Genomic DNA, 24,847 nt, shown 5'->3' on the forward strand with positions numbered 1-24,847 from the left:
CCGGCGCCGCTCAGCCCAGCCGCTTGCGGAATCGCGAGGCCGCCAGGGCCACCGCCACCAGGAAGCAGGCGCCGAGCTTCAGCACCGGCCCGCCCAGTTCCCGCAGCGAGGCTCCCCGCAGGATCACGCCACGCAGGATCTCGTTGAAATGCGTCAGCGGCAGCAGCTGCGCCAGCCACTGCACGGCCAGCGGCATGCCCTCGAACGGGAACATGAACCCGGAGAGCAGGATCGACGGCAGCAGGATGAAGTAGCCGAGCTGCATGGCCTGGAACTGCGTGCGAGCGACGGTGGACACCAGCAGGCCCAGCGCCAGCGTGGCGGCGATGAACAGGATCGCCCCGGCATAGAGATCGACCACGCTGCCGTTGACCGGCACCTGGAACAGCAGCACCCCCGCGCCGAGCACGATGCTGGTCTGCACCAGGCCCACCGCCACGTAGGGCAGCAGCTTGCCGAGCATCAGCTCCACCGGGCGCACCGGCGTGGTGATCAGCAGCTCGAGGTTGCCGCGCTCGCGCTCGCGCACCAGCGCGATGGCGGTGAACACCACCATGGTCATGGTGAGGATCACGCCGATCAGTGCCGGCACGATCTGCACCGCCGTGCGCCGCTCGGGGTTGTACTCGGTCAGCACCTCGAGTGTCGGCGTGCCACGCAACGGCGCGGTGACCCGCACGCGCACCGGGATGGCGGCGAGCGCACGCGCCGCCGCCTCCACGCCCGGCTCGCCGCCGTCGATGAACAGCTGCGCCAGGGCGCGCTCCCCGCCCAGGCGCCGGCGCTCGAAATCCGGCGGCACGTACAGCCCCACGGAAACCTCGCCCGCGGCGATCAGCCGGCGCAGCTCGTCCGGCCCGCGGGCACGGGCGACGAAGTCCACCACCTGGCTGGCGGCGAGGTCGGCCACCAGCGCGCGCGAGGCGGTGGTGTTGGCGTCGTCCACCCAGGCGGCGCGCAGGTGGCGCACGTCGAAGTTGATGCCGTAGCCGAAGATCAGGATCAGCAGCAGCGGCACGCCGAAGATCATGCCGGCGGTCAGCCGGTCGCGGCGCAGCTGGCGGATCTCCTTGTCCGCCACCGCGGCGACCCGCTGGAAGAATTCCGCGGCCGCGCTCATGCGGGCACCCGCGCATTGCCGGAATGGGCAGGGCTGCCCGGCAGCGTCGCCGCGACGAAAACATCCTCGAGGCTGGCCGCTGCCAGTGCCACGTCCCCGTCGATCGCCGCGGCGGACAGGGCCGCGCGCACCAGGCCAGCCGGGTCCTCCACGCCCCGGTCGAGCAGCACGTGCAGCCGCAGGCCGAGTTGCGCCAGGCTGCGCAGCTCGGGCAGGCGGTGCAGCTCGCGGCGCGCACCCTCGATGTCGCCGGTCTTCACCTCGACCACGTGCAGCGGCAGGCCGTCCATGAGCGTGGCCGGCTCGCCCTCGGCCACCAGCCGCCCCTCGCTGAGGATCGCCAGCCGGTGGCAGCGCTCGGCCTCGTCCATGTAGTGCGTCGAGACCAGGATGGTGGTGCCGCGCCCGACCAGCGCGAACAGGCTCTCCCAGAAATCGCGACGGCTCTGCGGGTCGACGGCACTGGTGGGCTCGTCGAGCATCAGCAGCGGCGGCTCGTGCAGCGTGGCCGCGGCCAGTGCCAGGCGCTGGCGCTGCCCGCCGCTCATTTCGGCGGCGAGCCGGTCGCGGAGCTCCCCGAGGCGGTACTCCTCGATCACCGCGGCGATGCGCCGGGCGGAGCGCTCCGCGCCCAGGGTGTAGGCGCGTGCCATGAAGCGCAGGTTCTCCAGCACCGTCAGGTCATCCCAGAGCGAGAACTTCTGCGTCATGTAGCCGATCTGCCGGCGCAGCACCTCGGCCTCGCGCGGCACCTCGTGGCCCAGCACGCGGATCGTGCCCGCCTGCGGCAGCAGCAGGCCGCAGAGCATGCGGATGGTGGTGGACTTGCCCGAGCCGTTGGGACCGAGGAAGCCGTAGATCTGCGCCCGCGGGATATCGAGCGATACCTGGTCCACCGCCAGCACGGCGCCGAAGCGGCGGGTGATGCCGCGCGCCTGGATGGCGGCGGGTTCAGTCATGGGCCTGCGCGGCCGGCGTCACCTCCACGGGCACACCCGCCGGCAGGCCAGCAGCCCCCGGTCCGGTGACCTCGACCTCCGCCAGGTAGGACAGGCGGCTGCGGTCGCGCTGCGTCAGCGCGTAGTACGGGGTGAAAGCGGCCTCGGCGGACAGGTAGCGGAAGCGGCCGGGCAGCGGCTTCTCCAGGCCGTCCACGCGGATTTCGGCCGCCTGGCCGGCGCGCAGGCTGGCGCGCAGTGGCTCGGGCACGTAGATGCGCGCATAGGCCGGGCTGTCGGCCAGCAGCACCACCACCGGGGCGCCCGCGGGCGGACGCTCGCCGAGCTTGTAGGGAACGGCCTCGACGGTACCGGCACGGGTGGCCCTCACGTCGAGGCGGGCATCGCCCACCGCGAGCTGGCGCTCGCCGGCCTCGGCCTCCGCCAGCGCGGCGCGTGCCTGGTCGATGTCCTCGATGCGGCTGCCGTGCAGGGCCAGGGCCAGTGCGGCCTGCGCCTCGCGCAGCGCGGCCGCCGCGGCGTCGTTCGCCGCGCGGGCCTGGTCCACGCTCGCCTGGCTGGTGAGGCCGCGCGCCAGCAAGGCCGTGGCGCGCCGGAGCTCCATCTGGTCACGCTGCGCGGTGGCCTGGGCCGCGGCGACACGGGCGCGCGCCTCGTCGATGACCTCGGGGCGTTCGCCGTTCAGCAGTTCCGTCAGGTGGTGGCGCGCCTGCGCGGAGCGGGAGGCCGCCGCCGCTGCCCTGGCGGTGGCGGTGGCCGTCTCCAGGCGCATCAGCAGCGTGCCCTCGGCAACGTGGTCGCCCTCGCGTACCTCGAGCGCGACGATCGGCTCGCTGGCCTCGGCGATGATCTCGATGCGGTCGCGTTCCAGCGTGCCGACCAGTGGCGGGCTGTCGCCACCGCCGCAGCCCGCTGCGAGGCTGGCAAGGCCAGCCATCAGGCAGTAGCGGTACCGGGCTGGGCTGCTGTGGCGGATCAGGCTGGCTTGTCTTGCAGGGGAGTCCGTGGCCGGCCCGACGCAGGCCGGCCACGCATCCATCAGGCCTTGCTGCCGTGCTCGGTCGGTGGCCGGTTGACGATGCGCCGGGCCGGGCTGACGATCGCCAGCACGATCATGATCACCAGCGCACCGATCGCCAGGCCGATCTGCACCGCGTACTTGCCCGGCTGCACCCAGATTTCGTCGATCTTGCCCCACTTCTCGAGGATTTCCACGACGTTGTAGGCGATGATCGCCGTGGGAATCGCATAGCGCATGGCCGGAGCGACGCGCTGGTACCACCACAGCCGCTGGCCGAGGTACACGGCCCAGATGGCGAACAGGCCGCAGGCCGCGAAGGTGACCGGGCTGTCGGTGCCGAAGAAGGCCGGGTTGTAGAGGATCAGCAGCACGATGTAGCAGAACCAGGTCACGTACACCGTCTCCATCGCCACCAGCGCGGCGATGTTGCGCTCCGCAACCGAGCTGCGCGCGCCGGCCGGCTGCAGGTGCAGGTTGCGATGCATCCACATGAAGGCATTGCAGCGGGTGTCGCGGTTGGAGAAGAAGTAGAACAGCGAGGCCATCAGCACGCCGACCGAGGACAGCATCACGCGGTACTCGGGCAGCGTCTCCTTCGCGCCCCACACCACCGGCTGCACGCCGAGGTCGTCGGCCACGTAGACGAAGCTGAACTCGATCCACGCCAGCCAGATCAGGCTGCCGCCGGCGAAGCCGAGCAGCGTCGCGCCGAGCTCGGGCCTCTTGCGGCCGACCCACACCATCACCACACCGATCAGGCCGATGATGAAGGAGGCGAGGAACACATGCTCCTTGAACCACACGTGCTCCATCATGTACATGACGTAGTGGCCCACGCCCTGCCAGCCAAACACGACCAGCAAGGCAATGATCGCCGGCAGGGGTGCCTGATAGTACTTCTGATAGGTACTCATGACTGTTGTCCGTCCGGTAGACAGTGATGGTGACTAGGTTACCTTCCGGCTCGCAGCGCCGGAAGGGGTACGCGGCGTAATGCCGCGCCGCGAAGCGCTGGCCGGGGGGTTCCTGTCGGCTTTGGGACATTTCGGGGCGTTTTCATGCCAATTCACGGCAGGTGCCTGACCTGCCATGTACCGAATGCTACGCCACGGCGTCAGGTCAGCTTGAGGGCAGCGAACAGGAGCCCGGTCACGACGACCAGCATGGAGCCGAGGCGCAGCGTCAGGGTGCTGGAGATGCTCGCCGTCATGATTTCCATGTCCTTTCGGATCAGCGCGCACTCCTGGTGCAACTCGGTACGCAGCAGCTGCAGATCGGCTTTGGTGGCGATTGTGGTGGCCATGTCCCGCTCCATCGCATCCACCACGGCCCTGGCCTTGTCGTTCGGGACGTTGATGCTGACGAGGGCATCATACAGCGAGTAAAGGTAATCCACGGAATGCCTCTCGGAACGGGCCATTCAGCAATCCGGGAACAACGGTGCCTGGCGTCATGCGGCAAGCCAGGTGTGTTGCCGGCCCGAATCACGGGAAATGGCTATGGACTCCGACCGCTTCCGGATTGAGGACCCGCTAGAAATCGCTGTACTTGCGCGCCGAACCCCGCGCCTTCTCCACCGGGTACTTCTGCGCGTTCTCCGCCATCTTGTCCCGCGCGGCAGCGAGCAGGTCGACTTCGACCTGGTCGGCGAGGCGCACCAGGTAAATCAGCACGTCGGCCATTTCCCTGCGGACAGCCTCGGCCTGTTCCGCGGACAGGCTGCGGCTTTGCTCCTCCGTGAGCCACTGGAAGGGTTCGAGCAGTTCCGCTGCTTCCACCGCGAGCGCGCTGGCGAGGTTCTTGGGCGAGTGGAACCGCTCCCAGTCGCGCTCGGTGGCAAAGCGCCGAACAGCCTCCCTGAGTGTGTCGAGGTCATCCATGTGCGGCTCCGCCCGATGATTCGGGAACTGACAGCTGGCCGGTGCAATGCCGTAACCGTAACCGTAACACCGGCACCATTCCCCCTCTAGAATAAGCCGCGATGGGCGATCCGTTGCACACATCCGGTCCGCCGCGGGTGCGCTGCGTGCTGGCCGGGCCGGTGCGGCGGCTGGGCGGCGTGCTGCGCGGCACGCGGAGCGGCATCGCGAAGCAGCCGGTGGCGGGGCCATGGAGCGTCGGCCACCTGGGGCTGGCGGGCGACGAGCAGGCGGACCTGAAGGCGCACGGCGGCGAGTACAAGGCGGTGCACTGCTATGCCTGGTCGAACTACGAGTACTGGCGCAGCGTGCTGCCCGACCAGCCGCTGTGGCAGGCGCCGGGCGCCTTCGGCGAGAACCTGAGCCTGGACGGGATCGACGAGCACGGCGTGTGCATCGGCGACCTCTGGCGCATCGGCAGCGTGCTGTTCACGGTCACGCAGGGCCGCCAGCCCTGCTACAAGCTCAAGCTGCGCTTCGGCGTCGCCGACATGCCGCAGCGGGTGCAGGACAGCCTGCGCGCGGGCTGGTACCTGCGCGTGCTCGAGCCCGGCCTGCTGCAGGCCGGGGATGCCTGCACGCTGGTCGAGCGCCCGCATCCGGACTACAGCGTCGCGCGCCTGCTGGCGCTGATCCGTGACCGCGAGACACGGCCGGAGCACCTCGCGGGCGTGCTCGGCCTGCCGCTCACGCCGAGCTGGCGGCGGCTGTTCGAGGGCCGGCTGGGCGGCGCGGGCGTGGAGGACTGGCGGCCACGGCTCGACGGCCGCTGAGGCGGCCTGCCTCAGCCGTGGTCGGTCCTGGGCCGCCGCGTCAGCCACACCAACGCGGTCATGGCGAGCACGATCCAGCCGGATAGCCAGAACAGTTCGTTGGCGGCGAGCTGGTAGGCCTGGCGCGTCATCTCGTGGGCGACGAGGGCAGCGGCCTGTTCGGCGCTGGCACCGAAACCCTGCAGCGCCTCGACCGCCGACTGGTAACCAGGCGACAGCGCGGTCACGTGGTCGGCAAGCCGGCTCTGGTGCATCGCTTCGCGCCGGTCCCAGAGCGTGGTGATCAGCGAGGCGGCGAAGCTGCCGGCGGTGATGCGCGCGAAGTTGGAGATGCCGGTCGCCATCGGGATCTGCTCGGGCCTGAGGCCGTCGAGCTGGATGGTGAGCAGCGAGACGAAGAAGCAGCTCATGGCGATGCCCTGCACCGGCAGCGGCAGGGTGTAGGTCAGCAGGTCGTCGTGGGCGGTGAAGTCCGCGCGCATGAAGTACGAGACGGCGAAGGCGACGAAGGCGATGCTGGCCATGATCCGCGTATCGACCCGGTTGCCGGCCCGCGCCACCAGCGGCGTCAGCAGGAAGGCCACCACCCCGGCCGGCGCGGCCACCAGGCCGGCCCAGGTGGCGGTATAGCCGAGCTGGGTCTGCATCCACAGCGGCATCAGCAGCAGGTTGGCGAAGAACACCGCGTAGCCGAAGCAAAAGGCGATGGTGCCGAACAGCAGGTTGCGGTTGCGGAACAGCCGCAGGTCCACCGCCGGGTGCTCGTCGGTCAGCTCCCAGACCAGCCACACCAGGAACAGCACCAGGGCGGCGAGCGCCAGCACGGTGATGAACGTGGAGTGGAACCAGTCGGCATCCTTGCCCTTGTCGAGCACCACCTGCAGCGCGCCCACCCACATCACCAGCAGCGCCACGCCCACGGTGTCGATCGGCAGCCGGCGGGTCGGTGTCTCGCGCGCCTTCAGGCCGCGCCAGCACACCAGGGCGCAGAACAGGCCGACGGGCACGTTGATGAGGAAGATCCAGCTCCAGTGGTAGTTGTCGCAGATGTAGCCGCCGAGGATCGGCCCGGCCACCGGGCCGATCAGCGTGGTCATCGACCAGACGCCGAGCGCGGTGGAACGGCGGTTGGGCGGGAAGATGGCGATCAGCAGCGTCTGGCTGCCGGGGATCATCGGCCCGGACACCGCGCCCTGCAGCACGCGGAAAGCGATGAGCGAGCCGAGGTCCCAGGCGAGCCCGCAGAGCAGCGAGCTCAGGGTGAACAGCGTCACCGAGGCGACGAACACCCGCACCACGCCGAAGCGGCCCATCAGCCAGCCGGTCAGCGGCACCGCCACGCCGTTGGCCACCGCGAAGGAGGTGACGATCCAGGTGCCCTGGGTGGCACTGACGCCAAGGTTGCCGGCGATGGTCGGCAGCGAGACGTTGGCGATGGTGGAATCGAGCACCTGCATGAAGGTGCCGAGCGCCAGCCCGAAGGCGGCCAGCGCCAGGGCGCCACCGCGCAGCGGCGCCTGCGCGGCGGACTGCGTCACGGATGCCCGCCGGCGTTGGCGCTGATGATGCCCTCGATCTGCGCCTCCACCTCCGGCGCGGAGTCGGGCAGCGCCGCATAGGGGCTGCGCGCCTCGCGGCCGAGCGGCGAGCCGGAGCGTTCAGCGGTGTCGACGTCGACGGTGACCGACAGGCCGATGCGCAGCGGGTGCGCCTCGAGCTCGCGCGCATCGAGCCCGATGCGCACCGGCACACGCTGCACGATCTTGATCCAGTTGCCGGTGGCGTTCTGCGGCGGCAGCAACGCGAAGGCGTTGCCGCTGCCCGCGCCCAGGCCGAGCACCGTGCCCCGGAAGCCGACATCATCGCCGTAGATGTCGGTGCTGATGCGCACCGGCTGGCCGACCCGCAGGTCGGCGAGCTGGGTCTCGCGGAAGTTCGCATCCACCCACAGTCGGTCCAGCGGCACCACCACCATCAGCGGCGTGCCGGCGGCGACCTGCTGGCCGATCTGCACGCTGCGCCGGGCCACGGTGCCGTCGACCGGTGCGACGATATGCATGTGCCCGCGGCGGATGGCGGCGCGACGGTAAGCGGCTATCGCCGCCAGCACCGCCGGGTTGCTGCGAAGCTCCGCCCCCTGCACCTGGGCCCGCGCCTGGGCGAGACGGCCTTCGGCCTGGTCGAGCGCGGCGCTGGCCGCGCTGACGGCCTCCCCGGCGTGCGCGAGTTCCTCGCCGGAAATCGCGCCGGCCGCGGCCACCGGCTGGCGGCGCGCGAGATCCGCGCGGGCCCGCGCCAGCGCCGTGCGCGCCTCGGCCACCGCGGCCTCCGCGGCAGCCACCTGCGAATAGCTGGCGCGCACCGTGCGAACTGCCTGGCCGAGCTGGGCGGCTGCTGCGGCGAGCTCCACATCCGCGGTGGCGGGATCGAGGTCCACCAGCGGCTGGCCGGCGCGCACGCGCTCGGTGTCGTCGGCATGCAGGGCCATCACCGTGCCGGGGTCGCGCGCGGTGATCATCACCTGGTCGCCGGCGACATAGGCATCGTCGGTGGTCTCGTGCGGACCGCTGAGTGCCAGCCAGGCACCGTAGCCCAGCAGCGAGAGGATGACGGCGCCAGCGAGCAGCCCCATCCAGCGGCGGCGTGCCGCGGCCAGGCCTGTCGCGGCCGGCTTGCCGGCCGGCTGCGTTTCACGGGGGGAGTCGTTGGCGTTGTCGGTCATGGGGAAGGCCTGGTGTCGGTGACGGGCGTGGCGTGGGTGGGATCGAAGCCGCCGCCGACGGCCAGCAGCAGACGGATGCGGGCGATGGCCTGGTCGGCCTCGAGGTCGGCGCTCGCCTGTTGCGCGGCGAGCAGCTGCAGCTCGGCTGCGATCAGCTCGAGGCGCGAGCCGAGACCGGCGGCGAGGCGCGCGTCCTCGATGCGGCGGATGCCGGCGCTGGCGGCCGTGGCCTGGCGCTGCGCCTCGAGGCTGGCGGCCGCGCTGTCCACGCGGCTCAGCGCGTCGGCGGTCTCGCGCACGGCGCCGAGCACAGCCTGGTTGTAGTCGGCGATGGCGGCATCCGCCCGGGCGCTGGCGCCGGCGTAGGCGGCGCGCAGCTGGCCGCCGTCGAAGATCGGCAGGTGCACCGCCGCGCCGACACCGTAGGTGGCCGCATCGCTGCTGATGAAGCGGTCGAGGCCGATCGCCTGCAGCCCGGCCAGCCCCATCAGGTCGATGTCGGGATAGAAAGCGGTGCGCGCCATCTCGCGCCCGGCCATCGCCGAGTCGATGCGCGCCTGCGCCGCGACGATGTCCGGCCGCCGCGCCAGCAGGTCGGCGGGCAGCGTCGCCGGCAGCGGCAGGCTGCTGCCCGGCGCCAGGCGCGTCGGCTGCAGCGTCGCGTAGTAGTCCCCGCCGCGGCCGGCGAGCAGCGCGCAGGCATGCACCAGCGCCTCGCGCTGCGCCGTGGCCAGCGCCAGCGCCTGCCGCGCCTGCGCCTGGAGGATCTCCGCGCCGCGGGCCTCGCGCTCCCCATCGAGCTGGCCCCGCACCCGCAGGCGCACCAGCGCCAGCGCCTGCTCGCGCTGTTCGAGCTCCGCCTTTGCGGTGGCCAGGCGCTGCTCGGCGCGGGCCAGCTCGACATAGGTCTGCGCCACCGAGCCGGCCAGCGCCAGCCGGGCGGCATCGACATCCAGCGCCGCCGCAGCCGCCGTGGCGTGCGCCTGGCTGACCGCGGCCGCCTGCCGTCCCCAGAAGTCGAGGTCCCAGCTGAGGTTGAGCTGCGCCTGGCCGATGCCACGCACGCTGCCGCCGTAGGGTGGCGGGATGATGTAGGCATCGCTCAGGCGCTGGGCCTGCACGCTCGCCTCGCCCGTCAGCTGCGGGCGCCTGTCCGCCTCGGCACTGGCGAGGAAGCTGCCGGCCTCGCGCAGGCGCGCCATCGCCGCCGCCAGCGTCGGGTTGCCGGCAAGCGCATCCGTCATCAGGCGATCGAGCTGCGGGTCACCCAGCGCCTGCCACCAGCCGTCCGCGATCGCCGGCGCCGGCTCCGCGCCCAGCCCCAGCGACGGCACGGTGACCTCGGTGACGGCCAGCGGCTCTCGCGGCACGGTGCAGGCGGCGAGCAGCACTGCCGGCAGGGCCAGGCGGATCAGGTGGGTCAGGGTGATGCAGGACCGCGGCATGGCCTAGCCGCCCTCGCCCGCTTCCGCCTCGAGGCGGGCGACGAGCCGGTTGAGCGTGGTGATCAGCCGCAGGATTTCCTCGCGGTCGAAGTCCTCGAGCACCTCGTTCCACAGGCCGGCGACGCGCTCGGCCAGGTCGGTGACGGTCCTGCGGCCGGCCGCGGTGATCGCCAGCCGCGTGACGCGCCGGTCGCTGCCATCGCGCAGGCGGCCGAGCAGGCCGCGCTGCTCGAGCTGGTCGATCAGCCGGGTCATCGCTCCGCTGCTGTGGCCGATGTTGCGCGAGAGGTCCGCGCCGGTGGTCGCGGTGCCGCTGTGGACCAGGGCCAGCACGATCCACTGCGTGAAGGTGACCTCGCTCGCCGCGAAGGCCGCCTCGGCGCGGGCCATGCTCAGCTTGTACGCGCGGCGCAGCAGGTAGCCGATGGCGTTGGCGGGGGTGAGTGAATCGGCCTGGTAGAACGCGGGCACGGATCGCTGCCTGGGCAATTACTGCCCGGGAAGATAAATTGACGACCGAAAGAAATCAAGGGCATGGCGCCCTATGCGGCCGCCTCCAGCGCCCGCCCGCGGCTGCGGCCACCCTCCATCCGCGGCAGGAACCCGGCCAGCAGCCCGATGACCGGCAGGAACGAGCAGAGGTGGTAGACGAAGCCGATGCTGGTCGCATCCGCCAGCTCACCCAGCACCGCCGCGCCGATGCCGCCCAGGCCGAAGGCGAAACCGAAGAACAGGCCCGCCACTGCGCCCACCCGCGAGGGCATGAGCTCCTGCGCATAGACGACGATCGCCGGGAAGGCCGAGGCGAGGATGAAGCCGATCGGCACGCTCAGCAGCGCCGTCCAGAACAGGTTGGCGTAGGGCAGCAGCAGCGTGAACGGCAGCACGCCGACGATCGACATCCAGATCACCGCCTTGCGGCCGATGCGGTCGCCGATCCAGCCGCCGGCGATGGTGCCGGTGGCCACCGCGGCGAGGAACAGGAACAGGTAGAGCTGCGCGCCCCGCACCGACACCTGGAACTCGCTGATCAGGTAGAAGGTGTAGTAGCTGGTCATGCTCGCCATGTAGAAGAACTTGGAAAAAATCAGCGCGATCAGCACCGCCATGGCCAGCACCAGCTGCCGGCGCGGCAGCGGCGGGCGCGAGGCCGCATGCGCCGCGCTCGCCCGCATGCGCTCCAGGCCGTGGTCCCGGTACCAGTGCCCGACCCGCACCAGCAGGAAGATGCCGAGCAGCGCCGCGAGCGAGAACCAGGCAATGCTCTCCTGGCCGTAGCCGAGCACGATGAACGCCGCCAGCAGCGGGCCGATCGCCGAGCCGGCATTGCCGCCCACCTGGAACACCGACTGCGCCAGCCCGTGGCGATGACCCGCCGCCATGCGCGCCACCCGCGAGGACTCCGGGTGGAACACCGAGGAGCCGACACCGACGAGCGCCGCCGCCACCAGCAGCGAGGTGAAGTTCGGCGCATAGGCCAGCAGCACCAGCCCGGCGAGCGTCGAGCCCATGCCCATGGCCAGCGAGTACGGGCGCGGGCTGCGGTCGATGTACAGCCCCACCAGCGGCTGCAACACCGAGGCGGTCACCTGCGACGTGAAGGTGAACAGCCCGATCTGGCCGAAATCCAGGCCGTAGTTCGTCTTCAGCAGCGGATAGATGGCCAGCAGCAGCGACTGCATCATGTCGTTGAGCAGGTGGCAGACGCTGATCGCCGCGAGAATGGAGAACGCCGTGCCCCCGGCACTGGCGTCGCCGGGATGGTTGGAGGGAGTGCTCACCGGGGAATCTTGCCGAGTCTGCGGGGCGCACAGCCTAGCAAAGCGCTTCAGGGCATTCCACGCCGCACGCCGGGGCGCGGCAGGCAGCCGCAGGGCGGTGCCGCGCTGACATGTATCAGGGCATCGCGCGGGCCGGGGCGTAGCATCGCCCCTGATACGACGCACGGTTCAACCGGGAGGATCGAGGCGATGTCCCTGCCTGCATTCTTTGCCGAAGCCCCGCGCATCCGGCTGCGCGATCCACTGGCCGAATTCCTCGGCGCCAGCGACGGCGGCCTGCTCGAGTACGGCTATGCCGACGCCGTGCGCCTCGCCGGCCACTCCTGCCCCACCGTGGCCAGCGCCTACCTCATGGCGCGCGCCGGCCTGCGCGCGCTCTTCGGCGACGCGCCCGCCGTGCGCGGCGCCGTCTCGGTGACCATGAACGGCGCCGAAGACGAAGGCACCACCGGCGTCATCGCCCAGGTCTTCACGCTGCTCACCGGTGCCGCCGCCGACAACGGCTTCCACGGCATCGGCGGCCGCTTCATCCGCCAGGGGCTGCTGCGCTACGACGGTGAGGACCCGCACAGCATCGCCAGCTTCCGCCGCAACGACAACGGCGACACCGTCTATCTGTCGCTCGACCTCTCCAGCGTGCCGCCCGACCCGCAGATGCGCCAGCTGATGCCGCGCGCCATGGCGCCCGACGCCACGCCCGCCGACCGGCAGCAATTCGGCGCCGCGTGGCAGGAGCGCGTGCGGCGGCTGCTGCTCGAGCATGCGGATGATGCGGCGGTGATCAGGGTGGAGCGGCGGGGCTAGGCAGCCGGCGCATCCGTGCTCGCCTCGATGACATCGCCGGCCGACACGGCTGCGAAGAACGCCGCTGCGCTCATCGGGTTGTCGCTGGCATCGCGGAACGCCGCGGTATCGGTGCTGATGGTGACGCCGAGCACCGTGAGGTCGGGCTGGGCGATGGACTGGATCGGGCCACGCAACACCGCCTCGTCGTCCAGGTCCTCGCGCTGCACGCACACCGCCAGCATGTCGTTGGCCTGTGGCGAGGGGTCCTCGCCGCCGCAGACCTCGACGTAATCGCCGACAGCCAGGTCCGCCAGGCCAAAGGCCAGCTCGCCCGCGGCACTGTCATCCTTCCAGATGGTGGCGGAGTCGGTGCGCACCAGCACGCCGGCGCTGTTGAAGCGGCCCTCCACCTCCAGCTTGGCATCGACGACCACGTCCGCCGCCGTGCCGCCCTCGAACTCCGTGCCGGCGTTGGTCATGACCCGCACGCCCGCCACCTCGAACTCGCTCGCCGAGAAGGTCCGGGTGACATAGCCCTCGATCTCGATCTCCGTGTCGCTGCTCGCGCTGCCGGCGAGGTCCTTCTCGAGCTCGACCGTGGTCGCGGTGAGGACGCCGCCGGCGTAGCTGCCTTCCACCTCGACAAGGTTGCCGTCGGCGGGCGAGGCGCCGCCGAAGTCCTCGAGCGTGGCGGCCGCATAGTCGACGACCAGGCTGCCGATCATGAATCGCTGGTTGCCGGGATCGAGGCCGCTAATCCGGCCCTTGACGCCGGCCTCGTCACCGGGCTCCTGCCGCTCGATGCGGGTGGCGCGGATCACGCCGGTGGAATCGCGATAACCGCTGACCTCCACCCCATCACCCTCCACGAGGCCGGCCAGGCCACCGGCGATATCGGCGGCGAACACGGTGGCAGTCACGACGCGCACCGTCTGGCCGAGCACGACAAGGGTGCCGGCCGCGGTGTCGATGGCTGCCACCGGCCCCTCGACCTCGCCCTCCGCGGCCACGCTGTCGGCGCGTCCCGACTTGCCGCCCGCATCGAGCTTGCCCCGCACCACCACCACCTGGCCGAGTTGCAGGTCCGCCTCGGTTCCCGGCTGGCCGTCGACCTCGATGCCGGCGCCCGTGGTGCGCCACTCCACGCCGTTGACGAAGATGCTGCCGAAACCGGTGATGGTGCCCGAGGAGACCCCCAACCGGTCGATGCCGGTGAACGAGGGCTGGCCGCCGCCACCGCCACCGCCGCCGCAACCGGCGATGCCGAATGCCACGGCCATCGCCACCAGTACCTGTCCGATTGGTTTACTCATGGCCCGACTCCTTGTCTGGATCGCCCTTGATCATGAACAGCCCGACACCCAGCCGGACCGCCGTCTTCTCCTGCAACCCCTGCTCCCCGAGGCGATGCCGCGCCAGCCAGGCATCGACCCGCTCCAGGAACTGTTGCCCCTCGGTCTCGAGGAAGGCCTGGAACGCCGCCACCGAATCCGCATCCACGCGGGTCTCCGTCGCCCGGCCCAGGAAGCGGCTCGGCCGGCCTTCGCCAGCCGCGAGGTTGTGATTGATGTTCACGCCGAGATCGGCGAACACACTGCCGGCGTTGAGGATCCACTGCGGATCCAGGGGCACGGGCTGGTAGAAGCGGCGCAGAACGCGCACCCGCGCATTCACCAGCGGGCCCACTGCACCGACCCGCTGCAGTTCCTTCAGCATCGTGCCCGGGGCCACATCCGGCGAGTAGCGTCGCGCCAGGCTCTCGAAGCTCGGGCCGGGACCCTCGGCCGCCAGCTCCAGCGGCAGACCATCCGGCCCGAGGACATCCGCATCCTGGTGCCAGCCCGACAGCAGCCGCGTGGCATCCGCCGTCTGGTTCGGCAGCGGCGGCTCGCTCGCCGCCAGCGCCTGGCGGATCAACCCCACCTCGCGCCGGCCGATACCGGTGAGGATCGCCACCCGCGACACGTTCGTCGGCCGCCCGCGGATGCCGTACTCGCGCGTCGCCACCTCGACGAACACCGTGCGCGAGAGCTCCGCGAACTCCCGCCAGGTCAGGCCGCAGCGCCGAGTTACCTGCGAACCATTGCGTACTCAATCGAAAAGCCTGCCGATACGCCCTTCGGCGGCGGGCGATCGGGCAAGTTTTTGCCTTGATTGGTCGCCGGAAAGGCCGCTCAACCTCGTCTGCTCTCCGGAGCCAGTTCAAGTCCCGAAACGGGAATCGAACCCGAGTCCGTCTCCGCAACCAATGACACACCCATTTGCACCCATTCCTGGGGCAAGGTGATCCGCCATGCGGCGAATAGTAGTCACATTAACCGCAACAAATGCGGCGAATGGCTTGCGTGCGCGGAGAATGCGGCCCATAATCTCCGCATGAATAGCGGTGATTACAAATACATCTGGCAGGCCGGTGACTGGCCGAACTGGCGCTTCGACTTGGCGGTACTCGCCGAGCCCATGGCCGAGGTGAGCCGTGCCCAAGGGCTCCTGATGGGCCGCCTGGCCGACGTGGGCATGGCGCTGCGCGATCAGGCCAGCCTGGCCGCGCTTACTGAAGACGTGGTCAAGACCAGCGAGATCGAGGGCGAGCGGCTCAACGTCGAATCGGTGCGTTCATCCATCGCCCGCAGGCTTGGCGTAGACATCGGCGCGCTGGCTCCAGTGGATCGGCACGTCGAAGGTGTGGTCGAGATGGTGCTGGATGCCACCGCCAACTGCCATGCGCCGGTGTCGCGGGAGCGGCTGTTCGGCTGGCATGCCGCGCTGTTTCCCACTGGCTACTCGGGCCTTGCCAGGATCGAGGTCGGCGGCTGGCGCGACGATGCCAACGGCCCGATGCAGGTGGTGTCTGGCCCCATCGGTCGCCAGCGCGTGCATTTCCAGGCGCCGCCTGCAGATCGTCTGGAGTCTGAAACCAGCCGATTCCTGAACTGGCTCAATAGCGCATCAAACGAACCGCCGCTGCTCAAGGCTGGCCTTGGCCACCTGTGGTTCGTCACCTTGCACCCCTTCGACGACGGCAACGGCCGTATCGCCCGCGCCATCGGCGACCTGCTATTGGCGCGCGCCGACGGCAGCCCGCAGCGCTTCTACAGCCTGTCGGCGCAGATCCAGCGGGAGCGCAAGGCGTACTACGACATCCTGGAGCGCACCCAGAAGGGAGCTCTCGATGTCACCGAGTGGCTCGCCTGGTTTCTCGACGCCTTGCACCGTGCGGTCGATCAGGCCCAGCACACCCTCGACGCCGTGCTGGCCAAGGCGCGCTTCTGGCAGCGTTTCGCGGGAACGCCGATGAACGAGCGCCAGGTGAAGCTGCTAAACCGCCTGCTCGATGGCTTCGAAGGCAAGCTCACCACCAGCAAGTGGGCGGCTATCACCAAGTGCTCGCCCGATACCGCCCTGCGTGACATCAACGAGCTGCTGGCCCACGGCGCATTGCGCAAATCCGCCGCCGGCGGTCGCAGCACCAGCTACGAGTTGAACGGGCCTCCCGCAGAGGTGGCCGCATCTGCCTGGGCAGCCGCAAGATCAACCTGAGCACCGTCTTCGCCGGGCAGAACGTCGGCATCAAGCAGGTCGCCGACCAGGAGACCGAGCGCATCACCAGCGCCGGGAATCCCTTCGGCGCTAGAGTGTTTCCCATGTGCCCGGAATAATCCGTTACCGATGTGCTCGGAATGGACCATCGATTGATGGTGGCCAGGGACGGAATCGAACCATCGACACGCGGATTTTCAGTCCGCTGCTCTACCAACTGAGCTACCTGGCCATCCGGGGAGGCGCCGCGCGGGGGCCGCGGCCTTGGAGGGCGCCCGCGGGCGAGGCCTCGCGGGGAGCGGTATTTAAGCCGCCCCCGCCAACCCGCGTCAAGGCAAGCGGCGCATCCGGCGGCCGCGGGCGCACCCTGGCCGGCCAGTGCCGGCGGTTGGGCGGGGGCCGTGCGGCCGTCCTACGGGCCGGATGGACGCAATTCCCCGATCATGGCGGCGGCAGTGGCTGGTCACCTGGTGGCTGGTGCTGGCGGCGCTGGCCGGGCCGGCGGCCTGGGCTGGCGATGAAGCGGACACCGACGCGGAGCCGGTCACGCGGGGGCAGGACATGCCGAGCCCCGAGGAACTGGAACGGCGCGGCGCGACCATCGGGCGGATCGACATCGAGGTCGGGGACATCTTCGACACCAGCGACCCGCGCGAGGACCGCATGCTCTACCGGCTCGCCAACGACCTGCACTACAGCACCCGCCCCTCCACGGTGCAGGACCAGCTGCTCCTGCAACCGGGCGACCTGTTCTCGGCGGAGCGCGCCGCGGAGACCGCGCGACTGCTGCGCGAGCAGGAATATTTCTCCGACGCGGACGTGCTGGCCCGCCACTACGACCCGGACACCAATACCGTGGACCTGGACGTGAAGGTGCACGATGTCTGGACGCTGGAACCCGGCATCGGCGTCGGGCGCTCGGGCGGCACCAACCGCTCGCGGCTGCGCCTGGCGGACTCGAATTTCCTCGGCCTCGGCCAGCAGCTCGCGGTGGAGTACAAGAGCAACGTCGACCGCTCGGGCCTGGGCGTGCAGTTCATCGATCCGCAGCTGTTCCACTCGCGCTGGGCCACGCAGGCGCACTACACCGACACCAGCGACGGCCGCCTCGGCTCGTTCGTGCTGGAACGGCCGTTCTTCGCCCTCGACAGCCGCTGGAGCGCAGGCGTCGCCGCCAACGCCATCGACGAAGTGACGCCGGTGTACGAATCGGGCGAGAAGGTGAGCGAGTTCGGCAGCAGCTACCGCGACTACTCGGTGCAGGGCGGCACCTCCAGGGGCCTGGTGGATGGCTGGGCGCGCCGCTGGCTCGCGGGCTACCGCTATGCGAGCGCCCGCTACCAGGCGGTGACGGACGGCGACACGCCCACCCGCGAGCTGCCGCAGGACTACACCCTGTCCTATCCGTGGGTGGGCGTCGAGCTGATCGAGGACCACTTCGAGACTTCGCGCAACCGCGACCAGATCGGCCGCACCGAGGACGTGTTCCTCGGCCGGCGCCTGCGCGCGTCGCTCGGCTGGTCGGCGCCCGCCTTCGGCGCGGACCGCTCCGCCGGCATCTTCTCGCTGCTGGGCTCCATGGGCCTGCCTTTCGGCCAGGGCAACGACCTGCACCTGAGCTCGGGCTGGGAGGGCCGCCTGGAATCAGGCGGCCTGGTGGATGCGGTGCTGCAGGCGGACTCCCGCTTCTACCACCGCTTCGACGAGCACAACACCTTCATGGCCTACTTCGCGGGCGCCCATGGCGATGGCCTCAGCGAGGACCACCCGCTGCAGCTCGGCGGCGACAACGGCCTGCGCGGCTATCCGCTGCGCTACGAGACCGGCGAGAACCGTGTGCTGCTGACCGTCGAGGAACGCTACTACACGGACTGGTATCCCTTCCGCCTGTTCCGTGTCGGCGCCGCGGTGTTCGCCGATGCCGGCCAGGCCTGGGGCGGGGATGACCCCGCGGCGGCGGATGCCGCCACTCCGCCGCCCACGGGCTGGCTCGGCGACGTCGGCTTCGGCTTGCGTATCGGCAACGCGCGCTCGGGGATAGGCAGCGTGCTGCACGTCGACCTGGCCTTCCCCGTCGCCCCGCCGGGCGATGTCTCGAAGGTGCAGCTGCTGCTGCAGGCCGAGAAATCCTTCTAGGTCAGCCGGCGCGAAACTCCGGCGGCCGCTCCGAGCCCTCGCCGAAGAAGAACTTCTGCATCTCTTCCTCGAGGAACTTGCGCGCCTTGGGGTCGATCGGCGTCAGGCGGTACTCGTTGATCAGCATGGTCTGGTGGCCGAGCCAGCGCTGCCAGGCCTGCTTCGAGACGTTGTCGAAGATGCGCTTGCCGAGTTCGCCCGGGTAGGGCGGGCGGTCGAGGCCGTCGGCCTCCGTCTTGAGCAGGACGCAATGGACTGTTCTGGACATGGCACCACGCGGCGCGGGCCGCTACGGAAGGAGGGAGTTCAGCAGTTTCGTCACCGGCGCGGCGAGACCGACGCGGGCCGGGTCATGCAGGTTATACCAGAGCCAGCGGCCGCCATCCAAAACGCGGCCGGGCTCGGGGACCTCCACCTCGACGGGGGTCATGTCGAGGTCGAAGTGCGTGAAGCCGTGGCGGAGCACCGGGCGCACGGCGAGGCGCACCGGGGCGCGGCCGATCTCGCGCTCGCACCAGGCGCTGACCTCGGCGAGCGCGCCGACCTCGGGCAGTCCCCAGAGCCCGCCCCAGAGGCCGGCGGCGGGACGCTTCTCCAGCAGCACCCGCGCGCCGCCGAGGCGCACCAGCATGACGACGCTGGCGCGCTGCGGGCGGGCGCGCCGCGGCTTCGCGGCGGGCAGGCTTTCGGCGACGCCGTCGCGCCGGGCGATGCAGCGGCTGGCGAGCGGGCAGCGGTCGCAGGCGGGCCGGCGCCGGGTGCAGAGCGTGGCGCCGAGATCCATGATCGCCTGCGCATAGGCGCCCGGCCGGTCGGCGGGTGTCTCGCGTTCGGCGATGTCCCAGAGACGGGCGAGCACCGCGCGCGTCACCGGTGGCTCCCCGATGCGATGCAGGCGCGTGAGCACGCGCTTCACGTTGCCGTCGAGGATCGGCTGGCGCTGGCCGCCGGCGAGCGCGAGGATGGCGCCGGCGGTGGAGCGGCCGATGCCCGGCAGGACCAGCAGGGCCTCGAGTTCCATGGGCAGCTCGCCGCCGTGTTCGTCACGCACCCGGCGCGCGGCGAGTTGCAGCTGGCGGGCGCGGCCGTAGTAGCCCAGGCCCGACCAGGCGTGCAGCACCGCGTCCTCGCTGGCATCGGCGAGCGCGCGCGGCTCGGGAAAGGCCGCCATGAAGCGCTCGTAGTAGCGCTCGACGGTCGCCACCTGCGTCTGCTGCAGCATGATCTCCGACACCCACACGCGATAGGGCGTGGGGTTGCGCTGCCAGGGCAGGTCCTTGCGCCCGTGGGTATCCCACCAGGCGAGCAGCGCCGGGGCGATGCCCGTCACGGCTGCGCGGGCTCGGGCGCCGGCTGGGATTGTTTGAGCAGGTCGCGCAGGCCGCGCTTGAGCAGGTCGCGCGGCTTCTCCTCCTGCTTCGGTGGCGTGGCGGCCGGGGCCGGCTCGCTGCCCGGGGCGGCCGGCTCGGCGGGCGGCGTGGCCGCGGCGGGTTCATCCTCGCCGCCGAGGCGCTTGAGCAGGCGGTTCCTGAGCTTCTGCGCCGCCACGCCGGTGACCATGTCCTTGACGTCCACCGCGACCTTGGGCTGATCGAACGGTCCCTTCACGGTCAGCGGGATGGTCAGGCCCTTGAGGTCCTTGATGCTGCTGCCGTCAGCGAAGGTCGGGGTCTCGAACACCTGCGCGCGCAGCGCGTAGTCCAGGCTGCGCGTCACCAGGTTCAGCCCGCCCTTGCCGGTGAGGCGCAGGAACGGCACCTGTGCCAGCAGCTGGTCGCTCTGCAATACGCCATCGACCAGCGTGCCGGTCATCTCCATCGCCTCGAGCGGCGTCTGCGGGCTGGCCGGAGCCGGCGGCGGCGCATCACCGCGCAGGCGCGCACGGGCGCTGCGGATCTCGTACCAGAGATCCGTGCCCCGGAAGACGCCATCGGCCAGCGACAGCGCCACCTGGCCGCCGAGCGTGGCGAGGATGTCGTCGCTGCGGTTGCCGGTGCCGCTGGCGCTGATGCGGCCGCTGAGCGCGCCGCTGAGCTTGTCGGTCTGGTAGCGGTCCTTCAGCACCGTGCCGAGCTGCAGCGCGCTGATCTGCTGCTCGAGCGCCACCCGCGCCTTCGGGCCGGTGGCGTCGATGGCGACGCTGCCGCGATAGCTGCCGCCATAGAGCTGCGCGGCGAGCGGGTCGAGGCGCAGGCGCCCGCCGTCGGCGCGCACCGTGACGCCGACATCGGCGAGGTGCGTCCTGGCGAACACCAGCTTGCCGATGGCGAGGCGGCCATCGAGGCGCAGCCCGCGCAGGGTTTCCACGGGGATGTCCTCGGCCGCAGCACCGGCCGGGGCAGTGCCCTTCGCCGGCTTCGCGCCCGCCTCCGCCGCGGGCGCGAGGTAGCGGTCGAGGTCGAGCTGGTCCACGCGCAGGTCGAAGCGCGTCATCGGCTTGTCGAAGTCCTGCAGGCCGAGGCTGCCGGCGAGCTGACTGTCATCGAGACGGATGTCGAGATCCTTCAGCGCCACGGCATCCTTGCCCAGCGACCAGCTGCCGCTGCCGGCGAGGCGGGTCAGCGCCTTCGGGTCGGCAGTGGCCGGCTCGGGCTCGCCCAGCACGGCGAGCAGACTGCGGGGCGAGAGCGGGTCGAGTTTGAAGCGGCCGGCAAGTTCGGCGCCGCCCTGGCTGCCGGGCGTCAGCCGCCCGCTGCCCTCCAGCGCCAGGCGTGCACCGAGGCCGTTGAGGTCCGCCTTGAAGCCCTCGACGGCGCCCGCCAGCTTGTCGATGTCCAGCGCCAGTCCCTCCAGCCCCAGCGTGCCGGTGAAGGCGCCGCCCGGGATGCCGCTGCCCTTCACCGTCACGTCCGCCTTCAGGGCGGGGATCACCAGCTCGCTGCTGGCGCCGATGGCGAGGCTCGCCTCGGCAGCGGTGAAGCTGCCGTCGAGATCACCGGCCGGCGACTTCAGCCCGGGCGCGCTCAGCTCGCCCTCGAGGCTGGTGAGGCCAAGGCGGGTTTCCTGCCGTGTGTCGAGCATCGCCGTGGCGGCGCCGAGCCTGCCCTTCAGCGACTTCGCGGGCAGCGAGGCACCGACGAGATCGAAATCCAGCAGCGGCTTGTTGAGCGTGAGCCGCGAGGTCGCGGGATCGAGCAGTGCCTCCGCCTGCAGCGCGATCTCGCCGCCGAGACCGTCGCCCTCCTCGCTGAACTGCGTGGCGAGGCGCAGCTCGAAGGGCACGCCCGGGCTGATGGCCCCGGTGTCCAGCTTCAGCTGTGCGGCGCGGTAGGCCGAGCCGTCCTGCTCGTCGCGGTAGGCCAGCTGGCCGTTGCGGATGCGGATGCCGCCGATGCTCAGCCCGGTGGCCGGCGCCGCGGTGGCGTCCGGTGCCGGGCCGGTGGCGGCGGCCTGCGGGGCAAACTCCCAGTTGGCCATGCCGTCCTTGCGCACCAGCAGCCTGGCATCCAGGCCATCGAGGCTGACGACGCCGATCTCCACGCGGCCCGCGGTGAGCAGGGGCCAGAGGCGGATGCTGAGCTCGGCGTTATCCACGCTGGCGAAGTTGCCGGCAGCGAACCCGGGCGGATTGCCGAGCGCCGCATGGCCGAGGCGGATGCTGCAGCAGGGAAAGAAGTCGAGGCCGATGTCGCCGGCCAGCGTGAGCTTGCGCCCGGTGGCCTTCTCCACCGATTGCGCCAGCAGCGGCTGGAATTCCTTCGGATCGAACAGCAGGGCGACGGCGATGGCGATGCCGACGGCCAGCACCAGCAGCATGGCGACCAGGCCGCCGAGGATCTTCATGAGGCGTTTCACCGCGCCATTACACCATCCCCCCAGGGCGCGGCCAAGGCGCTCGCCGCGCCGTCAGCAGCCGTCGGTCATCGCCTGCAGCAGCGGCTCCTCGCCGGGATGCGCCGCCGGCGTGTAGCGCACGCCGCAGCGCGCGCCCGGGGCGGCATCGCGATGCCGGAAGACGTCGCCATCGAGGATGAACGACGCGGTCTCCGCCGGCGCCAGGAGGCCGGCAAGCTGCGCCGCCGCGGGGCCACTGGCGGCGAGGCCGGTCGCGTCGGGTCGTGCACGGCCGAGCGCCTGTGCGAGCTGCGCGGCGCTGCGCAGGCCCGTGGCCAGAGTCTGCACCTCGGTGCGCCGGTTCAGGCTCGCCGTGTCGCGTTGCCGCGGGATCGCCAGCGTTGCCAGCAGCGCCACGCAGGCCACGGCCACCAGCGCCGCCGTGGCGCCGATGCCCTGTCCTGTGTCGCCCGCCTGCGCATTCGCTGCCACGGCCACCCCGGCTCCGCCTGCCCGAGCGCGGGACTGTCGCCCGGCGCGCGCGCGCCGTCCGTGACGGCCGTCGCAGGCAGCAACGCGCCGGCGGCAAGCAGGGCTTCGAGCCGGCGTCGGCGGCCGGCCGCGACCCAGGGCGCGACCAGCACGACAGGCAGGCAGAGCAGCGCATCGCGCTGCCAGCCGGCGAGATCCAGCTCCCAGGCGAGGACCAGGCCGCCGAGGCCCGTGGCCAGGGCAACCAGCGCGGCGAACCCGGTGCCGCCGCAGGTGAGCGCCGCGCCGAGAGCGGCGATGTCGAGGCCGAGCCGCGCGAGGCGGCCACGAACGGCATAGCCGGGCACGGCGTCGCGCCTGGCGAGTTCCGCCCAGCCGGAGAGCCAGCGAGCCACTGCTGCGGGCAGCTGCATGGCCGCCATGAGAACGGCTGGCCGGCACCGGCGCCAGCCGGCAATCCGGCGCATTCATCCGCATCGACGGCGGACCGATGGAGGGCGTCGATCCGAAATATGTGAAACCGGTCCCGCCAGCCAGGTGCCCGGGACCATTAGCCTTTCCGCCACATCTGTCCCCTGGACTTGGGCGCGAAAGGGGTTCGGTGGCGGCGCGACCCGCAGCCACCCAGCCAATGAACCCGTGAAGTTGCTGTTGGTGGAAGACAATGCCGACGATGTCGCCTTCCTCGGCGCGTCGTTGCGCAGGCAGCAGGCCAGCGACATCGAGCTGGTGCACTGCCGGACCCTGCAGGAAGCCCGCGAGGTGCTGGCCGGCGGCGGTTTCGACGTCGTGCTGCTCGACCTGAACCTGCCCGACGCCCGCGGCATGGAATGCGTGGACGGCATCCAGGCGGTCAACGACCGGGTCGCCGTGGTGGCGCTCTCCGGCCAGGACGACGAGGCCTTCGCCGTCAGTGTCCTCAACAAGGGCGTGCAGGACTACCTCGTGAAGTGGGAGGGCCAGGGCCGCACCATCCTGCGGTCCATCCGCTATGCCGTGGAACGCAAGCGCGCCGAGCTGCACCTGAACTACCTGGCGCAGTTCGACCCGCTCACCGAGCTCGGCAACCGCCAGTACTTCCAGGACCAGCTGCGGCGCGCCACCGCACGCGCACGCCGGGAGGGCAGCCGGGTGGCGCTGTTCTTCCTCGACATCGACCAGTTCAAGGTGGTCAACGACACCCTCGGCCACCAGGCCGGCGACCAGCTGCTGCAGGAGGTGGCGCAGCGGCTCGGCACCCAGGTGCGGGCCGGCGACATCATGGCCAGGCTCGGCGGCGACGAGTTCGCCATCCTCATGGAAGGTGTCGGCACGCCGGTGGACGCCGGCAACATCGCCCAGCAGCTGCTGAGCGTCATCGAGGCGCCGTTCAGCATCGACGGCCACCAGGTCAAGGTGACCACCAGCATCGGCATCACCTTCTATCCGTCCGACAACAACGACACGGTGCGGCTGCTGAAGAACGCCGACATCGCCATGTACCAGGCCAAGGATTCCGGCCGCAACAACTTCAAGTTCTTCACCGAGCGCATGCACACCGAGCTGGTGGAGTACCACGAGCTGCAGCGGGACATCGCCGAGGCGTTGCGCAAGCAGGGCTTCCGCCTGGTGTTCCAGCCGAAGGTGAACCTGCGGACCCGCCGCCTGCAGGGGCTGGAGGCGCTGCTGCGCTGGGACTGCCCGAAGCGCGGACCGGTGAGTCCGGCGCGCTTCATTCCGGTGGCCGAGGCCAGCGGCCACATCGTGCCTCTCGGCTACTGGGTGCTCAACAGCGTCTGCGAGACCATCAGGGCCTGGGAGCAGGTGGGGCTGCCGCTGGTGCCGGTGTCGGTCAACGTCTCCACGCGGCAGTTCCAGCAGGCCGATTTCCGGCGCCGTGTCGCCGGCACCCTCGAGCACTTCGGCGTGGCGCCGGAGCTGATCGAGCTGGAGATGACCGAGGGCCTGCTGATGGAGGACACCGATGCCGCGCATCGCACCCTCACCGGGCTCAAGGAACTCGGCCTGCGCATCGCCATCGACGACTTCGGCACCGGGCATTCCTGCCTCAGCTACCTGCGCCGCTTCCCCATCGACGTGCTGAAGATCGACCGCTCCTTCGTCCACGAGGTCGGCGAGAGCGAGGACAGCCGCATCGTCATCGATGCCATCATCTCCCTGGCGCGCAGCCTGCGGCTGGAGACGGTGGCCGAGGGCGTGGAGACCAACGCGCAGCTGGACTTCCTCATGGAGCGCGGCTGCTTCGTCGCCCAGGGCTTCCTCTTCGGCATGCCCATGGCTGCTGCACAGCTGGAGCCGCTGCTGCGCGAGCTCATGGATGGCACCGCGCTGATGCGCGTGCCGGACTTCTCCGATCCGCTGCGGGCCTCCGGCAACTGA

The 24,847-nt window shown here is 70.8% G+C and carries 23 protein-coding genes and 1 tRNA gene; 5 read left to right on the forward strand and 19 right to left on the reverse strand.

The window, feature by feature from the left end:
• Nucleotides 1-10: 10 nt before the first annotated feature.
• From HRU81_11560 to HRU81_11585, 6 genes are all read right to left on the reverse strand, one after another.
• Nucleotides 11-1,120 (reverse strand): ABC transporter permease, encoded by a 1,110-nt coding sequence (locus HRU81_11560; protein ID QOJ32700.1) that lies wholly within the window; start codon nucleotides 1,118-1,120, stop codon nucleotides 11-13.
• Nucleotides 1,117-2,079 carry an ABC transporter ATP-binding protein gene (locus HRU81_11565; protein QOJ32701.1) on the reverse strand — a complete coding sequence of 321 codons (963 nt, stop codon included), beginning with the start codon at nucleotides 2,077-2,079 and terminating at the stop codon, nucleotides 1,117-1,119. The genes HRU81_11560 and HRU81_11565 overlap by 4 nt, the downstream gene beginning before the upstream one ends.
• Complete coding sequence (locus HRU81_11570) at nucleotides 2,072-3,118, reverse strand: HlyD family efflux transporter periplasmic adaptor subunit (protein QOJ32702.1); 1,047 nt, start codon at nucleotides 3,116-3,118, stop codon at nucleotides 2,072-2,074. The genes HRU81_11565 and HRU81_11570 overlap by 8 nt, the downstream gene beginning before the upstream one ends.
• Complete coding sequence (locus tag HRU81_11575; protein QOJ32703.1) at nucleotides 3,118-4,014, reverse strand: hypothetical protein; 897 nt, start codon at nucleotides 4,012-4,014, stop codon at nucleotides 3,118-3,120. Before HRU81_11575 ends, HRU81_11570 begins: the two co-directional genes overlap by 1 nt.
• Before the next feature lie 200 nt (nucleotides 4,015-4,214).
• Entirely contained in the window at nucleotides 4,215-4,520 is a 306-nt protein-coding gene (locus HRU81_11580; protein ID QOJ32704.1) for a hypothetical protein, read from the reverse strand.
• Between the two features lie 112 nt (nucleotides 4,521-4,632).
• Nucleotides 4,633-4,980 (reverse strand): nucleotide pyrophosphohydrolase, encoded by a 348-nt coding sequence (locus tag HRU81_11585; GenBank protein QOJ32705.1) that lies wholly within the window; start codon nucleotides 4,978-4,980, stop codon nucleotides 4,633-4,635.
• Between the two features lie 101 nt (nucleotides 4,981-5,081).
• Between HRU81_11585 and HRU81_11590 the strand changes: the two genes are divergently transcribed.
• Nucleotides 5,082-5,792, forward strand: a complete 711-nt coding sequence (locus HRU81_11590; protein QOJ32706.1) for an MOSC domain-containing protein — start codon at nucleotides 5,082-5,084, stop codon at nucleotides 5,790-5,792.
• An 11-nt stretch (nucleotides 5,793-5,803) separates the two neighbouring features.
• Here HRU81_11590 and HRU81_11595 read toward each other — a convergent pair whose 3' ends face one another.
• From HRU81_11595 to HRU81_11615, 5 genes are all read right to left on the reverse strand, one after another.
• Nucleotides 5,804-7,249 carry a DHA2 family efflux MFS transporter permease subunit gene (locus tag HRU81_11595; protein ID QOJ33384.1) on the reverse strand — a complete coding sequence of 482 codons (1,446 nt, stop codon included), beginning with the start codon at nucleotides 7,247-7,249 and terminating at the stop codon, nucleotides 5,804-5,806.
• A gap of 77 nt (nucleotides 7,250-7,326) precedes the next feature.
• Entirely contained in the window at nucleotides 7,327-8,514 is a 1,188-nt protein-coding gene (locus HRU81_11600) for an efflux RND transporter periplasmic adaptor subunit (GenBank protein ID QOJ32707.1), read from the reverse strand.
• Entirely contained in the window at nucleotides 8,511-9,959 is a 1,449-nt protein-coding gene (locus HRU81_11605) for an efflux transporter outer membrane subunit (protein QOJ32708.1), read from the reverse strand. The genes HRU81_11600 and HRU81_11605 overlap by 4 nt, the downstream gene beginning before the upstream one ends.
• Nucleotides 9,960-9,962: 3 nt before the next feature.
• A complete protein-coding gene (locus HRU81_11610) occupies nucleotides 9,963-10,430 on the reverse strand; it encodes a MarR family transcriptional regulator (protein ID QOJ32709.1) in 468 nt (155 codons plus the stop codon).
• Between the two features lie 71 nt (nucleotides 10,431-10,501).
• Nucleotides 10,502-11,644, reverse strand: coding sequence for an MFS transporter (locus tag HRU81_11615; protein ID QOJ33385.1), 1,143 nt, complete (start codon nucleotides 11,642-11,644; stop codon nucleotides 10,502-10,504).
• A 285-nt stretch (nucleotides 11,645-11,929) separates the two neighbouring features.
• On the opposite strand from HRU81_11615, the gene HRU81_11620 reads away from it, so the two are divergent.
• Entirely contained in the window at nucleotides 11,930-12,544 is a 615-nt protein-coding gene (locus HRU81_11620) for a hypothetical protein (GenBank protein ID QOJ32710.1), read from the forward strand.
• On the opposite strand, the gene HRU81_11625 is transcribed toward HRU81_11620, so the two are convergent.
• Both HRU81_11625 and HRU81_11630 read right to left on the reverse strand, forming a co-directional pair.
• The gene (locus HRU81_11625) at nucleotides 12,541-13,839 is read right to left on the reverse strand and encodes a hypothetical protein (GenBank protein QOJ32711.1); all 1,299 of its coding nucleotides are present in this window, start codon (nucleotides 13,837-13,839) and stop codon (nucleotides 12,541-12,543) included. The two genes, HRU81_11620 and HRU81_11625, sit on opposite strands and share 4 nt — an antisense overlap.
• On the reverse strand, nucleotides 13,832-14,545 hold the full coding sequence (locus HRU81_11630) for a hypothetical protein (GenBank protein QOJ32712.1): 714 nt from the start codon (nucleotides 14,543-14,545) through the stop codon (nucleotides 13,832-13,834). The genes HRU81_11625 and HRU81_11630 overlap by 8 nt, the downstream gene beginning before the upstream one ends.
• Before the next feature lie 357 nt (nucleotides 14,546-14,902).
• Between HRU81_11630 and HRU81_11635 the strand changes: the two genes are divergently transcribed.
• Entirely contained in the window at nucleotides 14,903-16,066 is a 1,164-nt protein-coding gene (locus tag HRU81_11635) for a Fic family protein (GenBank protein ID QOJ32713.1), read from the forward strand.
• A gap of 156 nt (nucleotides 16,067-16,222) precedes the next feature.
• Here HRU81_11635 and HRU81_11640 read toward each other — a convergent pair.
• Nucleotides 16,223-16,298, reverse strand: a tRNA-Phe gene (locus HRU81_11640).
• 191 nt (nucleotides 16,299-16,489) lie between these two features.
• Between HRU81_11640 and HRU81_11645 the strand changes: the two genes are divergently transcribed.
• Entirely contained in the window at nucleotides 16,490-18,202 is a 1,713-nt protein-coding gene (locus HRU81_11645; GenBank protein QOJ32714.1) for a BamA/TamA family outer membrane protein, read from the forward strand.
• A gap of 1 nt (nucleotide 18,203) precedes the next feature.
• Here HRU81_11645 and HRU81_11650 read toward each other — a convergent pair whose 3' ends face one another.
• From HRU81_11650 to HRU81_11670, 5 genes are read right to left on the reverse strand one after another with little or no spacing between them, the layout of a single operon-like run.
• Nucleotides 18,204-18,470: an oxidative damage protection protein gene (locus HRU81_11650; protein ID QOJ32715.1), complete on the reverse strand. Its 267-nt coding sequence runs from the start codon at nucleotides 18,468-18,470 to the stop codon at nucleotides 18,204-18,206.
• Nucleotides 18,471-18,491: 21 nt separating this feature from the next.
• Complete coding sequence (gene mutY / locus HRU81_11655) at nucleotides 18,492-19,532, reverse strand: A/G-specific adenine glycosylase (protein QOJ32716.1); 1,041 nt, start codon at nucleotides 19,530-19,532, stop codon at nucleotides 18,492-18,494.
• Nucleotides 19,529-21,997 carry an AsmA family protein gene (locus tag HRU81_11660; GenBank protein QOJ32717.1) on the reverse strand — a complete coding sequence of 823 codons (2,469 nt, stop codon included), beginning with the start codon at nucleotides 21,995-21,997 and terminating at the stop codon, nucleotides 19,529-19,531. Before HRU81_11660 ends, mutY begins: the two co-directional genes overlap by 4 nt.
• A gap of 51 nt (nucleotides 21,998-22,048) precedes the next feature.
• Nucleotides 22,049-22,393, reverse strand: coding sequence for a hypothetical protein (locus HRU81_11665; protein ID QOJ32718.1), 345 nt, complete (start codon nucleotides 22,391-22,393; stop codon nucleotides 22,049-22,051).
• Nucleotides 22,339-22,890: a hypothetical protein gene (locus tag HRU81_11670; GenBank protein ID QOJ32719.1), complete on the reverse strand. Its 552-nt coding sequence runs from the start codon at nucleotides 22,888-22,890 to the stop codon at nucleotides 22,339-22,341. The genes HRU81_11665 and HRU81_11670 overlap by 55 nt, the downstream gene beginning before the upstream one ends.
• Before the next feature lie 217 nt (nucleotides 22,891-23,107).
• On the opposite strand from HRU81_11670, the gene HRU81_11675 reads away from it, so the two are divergent.
• Nucleotides 23,108-24,847, forward strand: coding sequence for an EAL domain-containing protein (locus tag HRU81_11675; GenBank protein ID QOJ32720.1), 1,740 nt, complete (start codon nucleotides 23,108-23,110; stop codon nucleotides 24,845-24,847).

The sequence above is a fragment of the Gammaproteobacteria bacterium genome, from assembly GCA_015709695.1.
Lineage (GTDB): Bacteria > Pseudomonadota > Gammaproteobacteria > Steroidobacterales.

Bases quoted from the DNA above. Each gene is read 5' to 3' on its own strand.
- HRU81_11560 (QOJ32700.1), bottom strand. From the start codon at position 1,120: ATGAGCGCGGCCGCGGAATTCTTCCAGCGGGTCGCCGCGGTGGCGGAC.
- HRU81_11565 (QOJ32701.1), bottom strand. From the start codon at position 2,079: ATGACTGAACCCGCCGCCATCCAGGCGCGCGGCATCACCCGCCGCTTC.
- HRU81_11570 (QOJ32702.1), bottom strand. From the start codon at position 3,118: ATGGATGCGTGGCCGGCCTGCGTCGGGCCGGCCACGGACTCCCCTGCA.
- HRU81_11575 (QOJ32703.1), bottom strand. From the start codon at position 4,014: ATGAGTACCTATCAGAAGTACTATCAGGCACCCCTGCCGGCGATCATT.
- HRU81_11580 (QOJ32704.1), bottom strand. From the start codon at position 4,520: ATGGCCCGTTCCGAGAGGCATTCCGTGGATTACCTTTACTCGCTGTAT.
- HRU81_11585 (QOJ32705.1), bottom strand. From the start codon at position 4,980: ATGGATGACCTCGACACACTCAGGGAGGCTGTTCGGCGCTTTGCCACC.
- HRU81_11590 (QOJ32706.1), top strand. From the start codon at position 5,082: ATGGGCGATCCGTTGCACACATCCGGTCCGCCGCGGGTGCGCTGCGTG.
- HRU81_11595 (QOJ33384.1), bottom strand. From the start codon at position 7,249: ATGCAGGTGCTCGATTCCACCATCGCCAACGTCTCGCTGCCGACCATC.
- HRU81_11600 (QOJ32707.1), bottom strand. From the start codon at position 8,514: ATGACCGACAACGCCAACGACTCCCCCCGTGAAACGCAGCCGGCCGGC.
- HRU81_11605 (QOJ32708.1), bottom strand. From the start codon at position 9,959: ATGCCGCGGTCCTGCATCACCCTGACCCACCTGATCCGCCTGGCCCTG.
- HRU81_11615 (QOJ33385.1), bottom strand. From the start codon at position 11,644: ATGATGCAGTCGCTGCTGCTGGCCATCTATCCGCTGCTGAAGACGAAC.
- HRU81_11620 (QOJ32710.1), top strand. From the start codon at position 11,930: ATGTCCCTGCCTGCATTCTTTGCCGAAGCCCCGCGCATCCGGCTGCGC.
- HRU81_11625 (QOJ32711.1), bottom strand. From the start codon at position 13,839: ATGAGTAAACCAATCGGACAGGTACTGGTGGCGATGGCCGTGGCATTC.
- HRU81_11635 (QOJ32713.1), top strand. From the start codon at position 14,903: ATGAATAGCGGTGATTACAAATACATCTGGCAGGCCGGTGACTGGCCG.
- HRU81_11645 (QOJ32714.1), top strand. From the start codon at position 16,490: ATGGACGCAATTCCCCGATCATGGCGGCGGCAGTGGCTGGTCACCTGG.
- HRU81_11650 (QOJ32715.1), bottom strand. From the start codon at position 18,470: ATGTCCAGAACAGTCCATTGCGTCCTGCTCAAGACGGAGGCCGACGGC.
- HRU81_11670 (QOJ32719.1), bottom strand. From the start codon at position 22,890: ATGGCGGCCATGCAGCTGCCCGCAGCAGTGGCTCGCTGGCTCTCCGGC.